At 76.4% G+C, this 10,639-nt stretch carries 11 protein-coding genes; 7 read left to right on the forward strand and 4 right to left on the reverse strand.

Annotated elements, in window-relative coordinates; all coding sequences use genetic code 11:
* Positions 1-431 precede the first annotated feature (431 nt).
* From V6V16_RS27310 to V6V16_RS27330, 5 genes are all read left to right on the forward strand, one after another.
* Complete coding sequence (locus V6V16_RS27310; RefSeq protein ID WP_334566728.1) at positions 432-1,034, forward strand: winged helix-turn-helix domain-containing protein; 603 nt, start codon at positions 432-434, stop codon at positions 1,032-1,034.
* A 70-nt stretch (positions 1,035-1,104) separates the two neighbouring features.
* Complete coding sequence (locus V6V16_RS27315; RefSeq protein WP_334566729.1) at positions 1,105-1,743, forward strand: uridine kinase; 639 nt, start codon at positions 1,105-1,107, stop codon at positions 1,741-1,743.
* Positions 1,744-1,900: 157 nt separating this feature from the next.
* Positions 1,901-2,299: a TraR/DksA family transcriptional regulator gene (locus V6V16_RS27320; protein WP_334566732.1), complete on the forward strand. Its 399-nt coding sequence runs from the start codon at positions 1,901-1,903 to the stop codon at positions 2,297-2,299.
* Between the two features lie 48 nt (positions 2,300-2,347).
* A complete protein-coding gene (locus tag V6V16_RS27325) occupies positions 2,348-3,220 on the forward strand; it encodes a DUF72 domain-containing protein (RefSeq protein WP_334566733.1) in 873 nt (290 codons plus the stop codon).
* A 302-nt stretch (positions 3,221-3,522) separates the two neighbouring features.
* Positions 3,523-3,951 (forward strand): DUF2267 domain-containing protein, encoded by a 429-nt coding sequence (locus V6V16_RS27330; protein WP_334566735.1) that lies wholly within the window; start codon positions 3,523-3,525, stop codon positions 3,949-3,951.
* A gap of 10 nt (positions 3,952-3,961) precedes the next feature.
* On the opposite strand, the gene V6V16_RS27335 is transcribed toward V6V16_RS27330, so the two are convergent.
* Positions 3,962-4,789: a DUF72 domain-containing protein gene (locus V6V16_RS27335; RefSeq protein ID WP_334566738.1), complete on the reverse strand. Its 828-nt coding sequence runs from the start codon at positions 4,787-4,789 to the stop codon at positions 3,962-3,964.
* 221 nt (positions 4,790-5,010) lie between these two features.
* On the opposite strand from V6V16_RS27335, the gene V6V16_RS27340 reads away from it, so the two are divergent.
* Positions 5,011-5,316, forward strand: a complete 306-nt coding sequence (locus tag V6V16_RS27340) for a hypothetical protein (RefSeq protein ID WP_334566740.1) — start codon at positions 5,011-5,013, stop codon at positions 5,314-5,316.
* Positions 5,317-5,326: 10 nt separating this feature from the next.
* The gene (locus V6V16_RS27345; protein ID WP_334566742.1) at positions 5,327-6,595 is read left to right on the forward strand and encodes a cupin domain-containing protein; all 1,269 of its coding nucleotides are present in this window, start codon (positions 5,327-5,329) and stop codon (positions 6,593-6,595) included.
* A 93-nt stretch (positions 6,596-6,688) separates the two neighbouring features.
* On the opposite strand, the gene V6V16_RS27350 is transcribed toward V6V16_RS27345, so the two are convergent.
* The 3 genes from V6V16_RS27350 to V6V16_RS27360 form a co-directional block, all read right to left on the reverse strand.
* Positions 6,689-7,045: a YciI family protein gene (locus V6V16_RS27350; protein WP_334566744.1), complete on the reverse strand. Its 357-nt coding sequence runs from the start codon at positions 7,043-7,045 to the stop codon at positions 6,689-6,691.
* Positions 7,046-7,197: 152 nt separating this feature from the next.
* The gene (locus V6V16_RS27355; protein WP_334566746.1) at positions 7,198-7,863 is read right to left on the reverse strand and encodes a hypothetical protein; all 666 of its coding nucleotides are present in this window, start codon (positions 7,861-7,863) and stop codon (positions 7,198-7,200) included.
* The gene (locus tag V6V16_RS27360) at positions 7,860-10,532 is read right to left on the reverse strand and encodes an FtsK/SpoIIIE domain-containing protein (protein WP_334566748.1); all 2,673 of its coding nucleotides are present in this window, start codon (positions 10,530-10,532) and stop codon (positions 7,860-7,862) included. Before V6V16_RS27360 ends, V6V16_RS27355 begins: the two co-directional genes overlap by 4 nt.
* Positions 10,533-10,639: the final 107 nt, after the last annotated feature.

The following is a 10,639-nucleotide window of genomic DNA, read 5'->3' on the forward strand; positions in this document are numbered from 1 at the left end:
CCGCCGAGCCGGGGGGCGAGACCGCCCGGGGGCCCTGACCCCGGCGCCGGCCCCGCCGCGCGCGGCGCCCCCGCCCTCGGGGTGCGCCGCGCCGCCGCGCGCGCCGGGCGTCCCGTGGCCGGTACGCCGCGTACCGCCCCCGGGGGCACCCGCGCCCGCCGCCCGCCGCGCCGGTGCGGCTCGGCCCGCCCGTTGCCGGCCCCGCCGCCGACCACGGCGAACCGGTGGGCACCCCCCGTATCGGGTCAACTCGGCGGCTCTGCTGTAATCATCAGGCCTCGTACGCAGAGCGAGCATCCGGCTCCGATGCGTTCGTCAATTGTCACAGTCATGCAACGCATCCGCCCCTTGACCCTCGCGCGGGCGCCGGGAAGCATCGATGAAGCGGCGTCCCGGGCCGTGGGGATTACCCGGACCAGCCAAGGAGGACCATGTCGGTCAGCCCCGCCTCGTCGCGCGCCGGATGGCATACGTCCCAGCCCGCCGTCCCGGGTCGACCTCCGGGCGGCCAGCGCCGCCCCGCCAACGCGGTCGCCCCGATGCTCACGGTGACCCTGAACATCCCCCTGGCGTCCGAGGAGTCGCTGACCGCGCCCGCCCGGCGGCTGCTGGAGGCCGCCCGGGAGATGCTCGAAGGCGGCGAGGGCACCATCACCGCGGCCACCGTCGAGCGCCGCCCCGATCCGGTGCCGGCCGGCCGCGCGCCGTCCCGCCCGGTCGCCGTCACCGTGCCCGCCCTGCACATCCTCGCGTCGTCGCGATCGGTGCTGCGCGACGGCGAGCCCCTGCCGCTGACCCGGCTGGAGTTCGACCTGCTGCTGCACCTGGTCGCCCACCCCCGCCGGGTGTTCACCCGGTTGCAGCTGCTCAACGCGGTCTGGGGCTACGAGCACGCCGGCGTACGCACCGTCGACGTGCACGTCCGCCGGCTGCGCGGCAAGGTCGGCGTGGACGTACCGCTGGTCACCACTGTCTACGGCGTCGGCTACCGGCTCGCCGACGACGCCCGCGTCACCATCGACCGCAGCGGCTGACCCCGACGACGCCGTGGCCCCGGCCCCGACCGCCGGGGCCGCCCCCCGGCCGGCCGGGCACGATGGTCTGATGCGCATCCGCCCCATCTCCCCGCAACGGCTCGTCGCCGAGCTGGCCGAGCGCCTCGCCGGCACCGACCCCGCCGGCCGCCCCCGGGTGGCCGTCGACGGCGCTCCGGCGGCGGGCCCGGACGAGCTGGCCGCCGCGCTGGTGGATCCGCTGCGCGCGCTCGGCCGGCCCGCGCTGCACGTACGCGCCGCCGACTTCCTCCGGCCCGCCTCGCTGCGCCTGGAACACGGCCGGAACAACCCCGACGCGTACTACGAGAGCTGGGTCGACGAGCCGGGGTTACGCCGGGAGGTGCTCGATCCCGCCGGCCCCGGCGGCACCGGGCGGGTGCTGCCCTCCCTCTGGGACGCCCGCGCCGACCGCGCCAGCCGTGTCCCGTACGTCGAACTGCCGCCCGGCGGCGTCCTGCTGGTCAGCGGGGCACTGCTGCTCGGCGGGAGCCTGCCCTTCGACCTCACCGTGCACCTGGTGCTCTCCCCGGCCGCCCTGGCCCGCCGCACCGACGCGGCGCTGCGCTGGACGCTGCCCGCCTTCGCCCGGTACGCCGACGAGGTCGCCCCCGCCTCCTTCGCCGACGTCGTGGTCCGCGCCGACGATCCCCGTCATCCGGCCCTGGTGGAGTCCCCGCCGCCGTACTGACACCGGAGTCCGAAAATTCGCTGGTTTGACCGCCGTCGCGCGGGGGTACTCGCCCGGCTCACAAGGCGCGGTGATCCACCCGTGCCGAGACCACCACGGCCCGGGCCCACGCACCCGGCGCCCTGCCGGAACCACGAGGCCAGAAAGGCAGGCAGCGATGCTCGTCCACGACACGGTCGGTACGGGCCGATCCCAGGCGGAGATCGACCAGATCCGGCGCTCCCTGCAGGCCCGCTACGACGAGCTGTCCGCGGAGTACGAGCAGGCGGTGCTGCAGAGCCAGGTACTGCGGCTGGTGGAGGTGGGCGACACCGCCGGCGACGACCAGGCCGACAGCGGCACCAAGACGGCGGAGCGCGACACCGCCCAGTCCCTGCTGCGCACCATCCTCGACCGGCGCGCCCAGTACGAGCACGCCCTCGCCCGGTTGGAGGAGGGCACCTACGGCTTCTGCGAGGGCTGCACCTCGGCGATCCCCGTCGAGCGGCTCGAGATCTTCCCCTCGGCCACCACCTGCGTGCGGTGCAAGCAGAACCGGGAGCGCCGGGCGGCCTGAACCGTGCCGTCGGTCGCCGGTCGGTCCGGGACGCGGTGAGATCCACCCGTGGGTGAGATCAGGGTCGGCACCGCCTCCTGGACCGACCGTACGCTGCTCGACTCCGGCTGGTATCCGCAGACCGCGGACACGCCGGAGAAACGCCTGGCGTACTACGCCCGCCAGTTTCCGCTGGTCGAGGTCGACGCCACCTACTACTCGCCGCCCGCGGAACGGACGGCGAGGCTGTGGGCCGAGCGCACCCCGGCCGGCTTCACGTTCAACGTCAAGGCCTTCAGCCTGCTCACCGGGCACCCGACCCGCCCGGGCGCGCTCTACAAGGACCTCCGGCCGGACACGGACAAGAAGAACCTCTACCCCGACGACCTGCCGCCGCAGGCGTACGAGGAGGTCTGGACCCGCTTCCTCGCCGCGCTGGACCCGCTGGTCGAGGCGGGCAAGCTCGGCGCGCTGCTGTTCCAGTTCCCGCCCTGGTTCACCATCAGGCGGGACAACAAGCAGTACCTGCTGGAGGTCGCGAAGCGCTGCGCGCCGCTGCGCCCGGTCTACGAGTTCCGGCACGCCTCCTGGTTCGACGGGGCCAACGCCGACGAGACCCTCGCCTTCCTGCGCGAGCACCGGTTGGCGTACGTCTGCGTGGACATGCCCCAGGGGCACCGCTCGTCGGTGCCGCCGGTGCTGGCCGCCACCGCGGACCTCGCGGTGGTGCGCTTCCACGGGCACAGCGACAAGTGGACCAGCCGCGACATCCACGAGAAGTTCGGCTACCGCTACTCCGACCGGGAGCTGCGCGACTGGGCGCCGAAGCTGCGCGAGCTGGCCGACTCCACCGGGGAGACCCACGTTTTGCTAAACAACTGCTACCGGGATTTCGCGCAGACCAACGCCGCGACCCTCGCCGGGCTGCTCGACGCCGGCTGAGCCGGGGTCCTTCACCCGCTGCGGGTGAGGGCCGCTCACCCCGTCGCCGCGCAGCATGGACGGTGCGTGCGGTCACCGTGACCGCGCACGGGCGACACCACGGAGGTGGCGGCAGATGACGCTTCGGGTGGTTCCACGTCGACGCCCCGGCGCCGTGCTGCACGTCGTCGGCGCGCCCGGCGACGCGCGGGGGGCGCCGCGCCCCGCCCGGGTCGGTCCGACCCGGCAGCCGCGTGGCCCGGTGGGGCCGCCACGCCGCGACGACGACCTGCGGTGGGAGACCGACCTACGGGGGTGGGCAGATGGCTGAGCAGCTGCATTCCGCGTTCGAGTCCTCGATGGACAAGACCAACCTGATACTCAAGGACATCGAGCAGGCCTACGGCTGGCCCAAGGAACGACGCAACCAGTCCTACTGCGCGCTGCGTACGGTGCTGCACCTGCTACGGGACCGGATGCCGGTGCAGGAGAGCGTGCAGTTCGCGGCGCAGCTGCCGGTGCTGGTGCGCGGGATCTACTTCGACGGCTGGAAGCCGATGGACGTGCCGATCAAGCTCAACCGGGACGACTTCCTGCTGGAGGTCCGGCAGGGCTTCCCGTACGACGCCGAGGGAGGCCCGGAGCGCGTGGTGCAGGTGGTGCTGGACACGCTGCGCCGGCACGTGACCCAGGGCGAGTGGGAGGACGTGAAGGCCACGATGCCCCGGGACATGGCCCGCATCATCCCCTGACGCCGGCACGTCACGTGCGGCCCGCCCCACCCGCGGTGGGGCGGGCCGCGCCCGCCCCGGCGGACCCCTCTTCGGGCGCCGGGGGCGTCCCGGGCACGCGGCTGACCGGCCGGCCGGCCCGGCGGGCGAGCGCGGCGAAAGCGGTCGCGTCGACGATGGCGGCGCCGCCGGGGTCGTTGTTGAAGTAGACGTACGCCGGCTCGTGCGCGCCGAACCCCTCGGCGAGCCGGTGCACCCAGGAGGCCAGCGCGGCGCGGCCGTAGCGGGGCCAGGGCCTGGCCCGCCCCTCGTGCAGGCGCAGGTAGCCGAAGTCGGTGGTGCGCCAGCGGGGCGCGACGGGCCGGCCGAGCCGGTCGGCCCAGACCAGCGCGGCCCGCCGCCGCTCCAGCACGGCCCGGGTGGCGTCGGTCCACCAGGACGGGTGCCGCGGCTCGACCGCCACCCGCACGTCGGCGGGGAAGAGCCGCAGCGTGGCGTCCAGCGCCGCCGGGTCGGCCGGCAGGTTGGGCGGCAGTTGCAGGAGCACCGGACCGAGCCGGTCGCCGAGGGCCGTGGCCCGAGCCAGGAAGCGGGCCACCGGCTCGGCCGGCTCGCGCAGGCGCTTGATGTGGGTGAGGTAGCGGCTCATCTTCACCGCCAGGCAGAAGTCGTCGGGGGTGCGCGCCCGCCAGGCGGCGAAGGTGTCGCGCTCGGGCAGCCGGTAGAAGGCGTTGTTCACCTCCACCGTGGCGAACCGGGCGGCGAAGTGCTCCAGCCAGAGCCGCTGCGGCAGCCCGGCGGGGTAGAAGGGCCCCCGCCAGTCCCGGTACTGCCATCCCGAGGTCCCGATCAGGATCATCCGGGCCGTCACCTCCTCGTCCGGCGAAACCCGCGGTCTGCTACGGAAGGACCATCCTGGCACCGCCGGTGCCCCTCCGCCGGTCGGCGGCGCGCCACGGCGAACCACCCGTGCGGACCGGAAAGGACGTCTACGGTGGGGTTAGAGAAGATCGCGCGTGGGGTACCACCCGCTGCACGACGGACCCCGGCGCACGGCGGGGCGGCACATAGGGAGCACCGATGGCACTCAACGACGACGACATGCAGACCACCAGCGGCGGCGGCCTCGAGGGCCCGGCCGACGGCGGAGCGACCGCGGGCCAGCAGGACGGCGGCGCGGACGGCGGCGCGGAGGGTCCCGCCGACGGCGGTGCCACCCCGGGCCAGCAGGACGGCGGCGCGGACGGCGGCGCGGAGGGTCCCGCCGACGGCGGTGCCACCCCGGGCCAGCAGGACGGCGGCGCGGACGGCGGCGCGGAGGGTCCCGCCGACGGCGGTGCCACCCCCGGCCAGCACGACGGCGGTGCCGACGGCAGCGCGTCCTGACGGATCCGCCATGACACACCTCGACCCGCCGGGCGGCCACGGCCGCCCGGCGGTTCCGTCTCCGGCCGCCGCCGCGCTGGCCCGCTGCGTGGCGGTCGAGCCGGCGAAGTTCGCCGCCGCCCACTGGGGGCGCACGCCGCTGCTCTCCCGCGCCGCCGAGCTGCCCGACCCGGCCGGCTTCACCGACCTGCTCAGCCCCGCCGACGCCGACGAGCTGCTCAGCCGGCGCGGCCTGCGCAGCCCGTTCCTGCGCGTCGCCAAGGAGGGGCAGCTCGTCCCGGCGGCCCGGTTCACCGGCGGCGGCGGCGCCGGGGCCGAGATCGGCGACCAGGTCCTCGACGAGCGGGTGCTGGAGCTGTACGCCGGCGGGGCCACCCTCGTGCTCCAGGGGCTGCACCGCACCTGGCCCGCCCTGATCGACTTCGCCCGCGACCTGGGCACGGCCGTCGGGCAGCCGTTGCAGGTCAACGCCTACCTGACCCCGCCGGGCAACCAGGGTTTCGCCACCCACTACGACACCCACGACGTCTTCGTCCTCCAGGTGGACGGCCGCAAGCACTGGCGCATCCACCCGCCGGTGCTGCCCGACCCGCTGGAGAGGCAGGCGTGGGGCGGCCGGGCCGACGAGGTCGCCGCCACCGCCGACGGGCCCGCCGCGCTGGACGTGGTCCTCGCCCCCGGCGACGCGCTGTACCTGCCGCGCGGCTGGCTGCACAGCGCGCAGGCGCAGGATTCCAGCTCGCTGCACCTGACCGTCGGCGTGCGGGCGCTGACCCGCTACGCGATGGTCGAGGAGCTGCTCGCCCTCGCCGTCGAGGACCAGCGGCTGCGGGCCACCCTGCCGTTCGGCACCGACGTGGCCGACCCGGACGCGATCGAGCCGGAGCTGACCGAGACGGTGGAGGCGCTGCGGGACTGGCTGCTGCGGGCCGACCCGGCCGCCGTGGCCGCCCGGCTGCGCCAGCGGGCCTGGCCGGCCGCCCGGCCCGCGCCCATCCGGCCGCTGGCGCAGGCCGCCGCGCTGGCGGTGTTGGACGCCGACAGCCGGCTCGCCCCGCGACCCGGCCTGCGCTGGCGGCTCGTGGCGAAGGGGGATTCGGTCGCGCTGGTGCTCTTCGACCGCACGATCACCCTGCCGGCGTCGTGCGCGCCGGCGGTGCGGGCCCTGCTCGACGCCGACGGCGTCCGGGTCGGCGACCTGCCGGGCCTGGACGACGACGCCGACCGGCTCACGCTGGCCCGCCGCCTCCTGCGCGAGGCGGTGCTGGTCCCGGCCTGAGTGGCACCCGGGGACTCCGGGGGCACCCGGGGACTCCGGGCCGGGCCGTGCCTACCGCGGCACGGCCCGGCGAACGTACCGGAGAGGGCCGCCTCAGGCGCGCTCGACCGCCGCGACCGGGCGGACCTCGATCGGCAGGGTGGTCGCCCGGGACAGCTTCCCCGCCCAGTCCAGGGCCGCGTCGAGATCCGGCACGGCGATCACGGTGAAGCCGCCGACGTGCTCCTTGCCCTCGGCGAACGGGCCGTCCGTCAGCAACGTCTCGTCGTCGCGGACCCGGACCACCCGGGCGGTGTGCGCCAGTTCCAGCCCGGCGCCGAAGACCCAGACGCCGCAGCGGCGCATCTCCTGGTTGACGGCCTCGACGTCCCGCATGATCGGCTCGAGGAACTCCGGCGGGGGCGGGGCGTCCCCGTCGGGCTGGATCACGTTGAGCACGAAGTTCCGCATCGTACGCTCCCTGTCGTCGGGTGGGGCCGGCGTCGTCCGGCCTCCTCCCTCTACACGAACGGCGGGCCGGCGGATCGACGACGCGCTGCGGCGACCTTCGCCCGCACCGGGCGGGGAGCCCCGGCGACGGTGGCCGGCGGCGCGACGGCGGATCAGCGGCCGGCAATCAGCAGCGCGACGGTGGTCACCAGGCCGGCGACGAGCACGACCGTCATCGGCCGGGGGCCCAGCACCGCGTGCCGCCGGTCGGCCAGCACCTTCGCCGGCACCAGGCCGACGAGCGGGCCCAGCAGCGTCACGACCAGGGCCAGCACCGGCAGCCCGACCCCGAGATCGCCGCCGTAGCGGTCGCCGGCCGCCCGGGCGGCACCGCCGAGGGCGTACGCGAGCACCGCGCCCGCCACCCCGCACAACGCCAGCAGCGGGTTGACCGAGCCCGGCAGGTCACCGGGCTGGCGGGTGCGGTTGAGCAGGTCGCGCACCCCGGCCAGCAGCGGCCCCGGGTCGCCCGTCGCGCCGGCCACCGGGGCCGGCGGCCCGCCCGCCCGGCGCCCCGCCCCGCCGAGCCGGCCACGCAGCAGCTGCCACAGGTCGGCCACCTCGGCGTCCACCCGTTCCTGTTCCTCCCGGGCGTCCACCAGCTCCCGCTCGGCGCGCCGCAGCTCGGCCTCCGCCTCGGCGACCGCCCGTTCGGCGGCGGCGCACTGCTGGGCGTGCCAGTCGTGCGCCTCGGCCCGCTGGGCGCGCACCCGCGCGCTCAGTTCCGCCAGCCGTCGGATCTGGGCCGCGTACGACTCGCTGGTCACCGGCTCGTTCATCGCGCGGGCCCGTAGGGGATGATCACCTGGCCGGTGCGGTGCACCGCCCGGTCGAAGAACAGCCCCCGCCAGGGCCGGGGATACCAGTCGGGGCCGCCCGTGCCGGGATACAGCGACGAGCCCAGCTCGCCGCCGTGGGCGTCCAGCGCCACCCAGGCGCCGATCTGGTCCGTCCGGGCCGCCGGCCCGCCCAGGTCGGCGCGCATCCGCGCGACGCCCCGCCACCACGCCAGCACGTGGGTGTGCCGCTCCGGCCCGTCGTGCAGGATCCGGCGCAGCTCCTCAAGCCCGGTACGCCGCCCGAGCCGGGCCGCCAGCGCCCCGGCCGCCGCGTCCACGGCGAACAGCAGCAGGTAGTGCGGCGTGCCCGGCGCGCCCAGGCCTTCGGCGGTCTCGGCCATCAGCTCGCCGACGGTCTCCTCGTCGTACCAGGCGGCGTCGTCGGCGAGGTCCTCGTAGAGGGACCGGGCGGCGGGGTCGGCGTCCGGGTCCAGACAGGCGATGGAGAACCGGGCCGTGCCGGGACGGTGCTGCCGGGCCAGCGAGCGGGCCGCCGCGTCGAGCACCGCACACGCCTCGTCCACCCGGGTGCCGAGCACCGCCAGGTTCCGGCCGGGGGCCCGGGGCAGCCGCAGCGCCGCCGAGCGGGCCTGCACGTCGATGATCTCGCCGAGCAGCGCGACCGGTGCCCGGGGGTGCCCCGTCTCCGGGGCGGTGAGCGCCCGGAAGTCCGGCGCCTCGGCGAGCCGGGGGATCGCGTCGCCGTCGAAGAGCCGGGCCGGGGCGGCGTCCTGCGGGCGCATCCGCCACAGCCGGTGCTGCAACTCGCTCCAGGTCTCCCAGTCGCTGGCCGACGGGATCCGGGCCACCTGGTTGCCCTCCGCCATGCCCGACTCCGCGTTGACCACCGCGTGGTGGCGCGGCAGCGACTGGGCGGCGTCGTTGCGCTCGGCGAGGATGCGTAGCGCCTTGGGCAGCGCGATGCGCAGCGTGAACTGCGCGACGAGCGCCGGGCGGCCCCACAACGCCTCGATGCCGCGCACGTCCTGCGAGGCGAGCACCAGGTGGATTCCCTGGGACCGGCCGCGGCGGGCCAGGTCCTCCAGCAGGTCGGCGGCCTCCCGGGCGACCACGTCCCGCCCGGCCAGCAGCATCTGGAACTCGTCGACCACCGCGACGATGCGCGGCCAGTGCCCGCCCGGGTCGACGGCGCGCAGCTCGGCGAGCTTGGTGACCTCGTGCTTCTTCGCGGCGTCGGCCCGTCGACGCAGCTCCTCGGCCAGGAAGCGCAGCAGCGCCAGGCCGAACTCCCGGTCGGTGTTGACGTTGATGCCGACCAGCCGCATGTGCGGCAGCCAGCTCGGGTCCCGCCGGCCCTGGGCGAACCGGGCGAAGGACACCCCCTCCTTGAAGTCCAGCAGATAGAACTCCAGCTCGGCGGGGGAGTAGCGGGCGGCGAGCGCGCCGATCCAGGCGAAGATCAGGTTGGTCTTGCCGGTGCCCGACGGACCGCCGATCAGCGCGTGCGGCGGATAGTCGCCCAGCGTGAGCAGCACCGGCCGGCCGTGCGGGCCCTCGCCGATCGGCGCGGACAGCCCGGTGGCCGAGTCCTCCCGCCACATCTGTTCCGGTGGCGGCAGCAGGTCGGTGAACGGGGTCGGGGCGGGGCCGGCGTTCACCCGCGCCGCCACCTCCCGGCAGGTCTGGGTCACCAGGGCCGGTGGGGGCGGCGGATCGAGGCGTACGGGCAGGCCGGCCGGCCCGCCGATGTGGGCGCCGTCGGTGTGCGCGCCCACCCTGGTCACCGTGGGGTCCTCCGGCAGGTCCACCCCGCGCACCACCAGGTGCACGCCGCAGGCCGCACCGGTGCGGACCACCCGGTCGAGCTGGCCGCGCTCGTGCCGGGACAGCTCGTCCCCGCCCAGCAGCACCGCCACCCGCCACGGCTCGGGACGGCGCCCGGTCGAGGCGGCCAGCTCGCGCAGCGACGTGTGCTCACCGGCGAGCACCGTCTCGTTGATCCGGCGGATCTGCTCCACCAGGTCGTCGAGCAGCCGGGCCAGCCCGCCCGGGCCGACGAAGGTGAGCAGCCCGGCGGTGCCGAGCGGGGCGAAGCCGGCCAGGCCCCCGCCGAGGTGCTCCGGGTCGTAGCCGACCAAGCGGACGGCTCCCGGGTCGGCGCGGCCGACGCCGCGCAGCAGCAGCGCCGACACCACCGCCTCGCAGCCCTCCCGGTCGTCCCCCGTCAGCTCGACGTGTCCGGCGTCGAGCAGCGGGACCAGCGCCGGCACCGGTTCCGCGCCCGGGATGCGTACCGTGCCGATGCGCAGGGCGCCCGGCGGTTCCGCCCGGCGGGCCGGGGTGGGACGCCACCGCGACCAGTCCGTGGAGGCGGCCCCCGGCGCCTCCCGCCGCGCCGCGTCCGCCGCGCGGCGCGCCAGCTCCGCGATCCGCGCGGCGTGCCGATCGTCGATCTCGGCCAGCCGGCGGTCACGTTGCGCGCCCACCCGCTCCGGCACGACCGCCGCGGCCCGGCGCACCTTCGCCATCCGCTCCCGGGCCGTGGTCAGCTCGGCCTGTGCCGTGGAGAGGCGGGTCCGGGTCGTGCCGAGGGCCTCGCCGAGCATGCCCCGCACCCGGGTGACCAGCTGGGTCCGCCGGTCAGCCATCGGCGTCCCGCCCGCGCGCGTCCGCGCTGCGCCCCGAGGCCGGCCGGCCCGCGGGCGGGCTCGACCAGACGCGGCCGGCCGGCCCCTGCCGGCCGCCGGCGGCCGCC

This window comes from Micromonospora sp. CPCC 205561 (genome assembly GCF_036906775.1).
Classification (GTDB): domain Bacteria; phylum Actinomycetota; class Actinomycetes; order Mycobacteriales; family Micromonosporaceae; genus Micromonospora.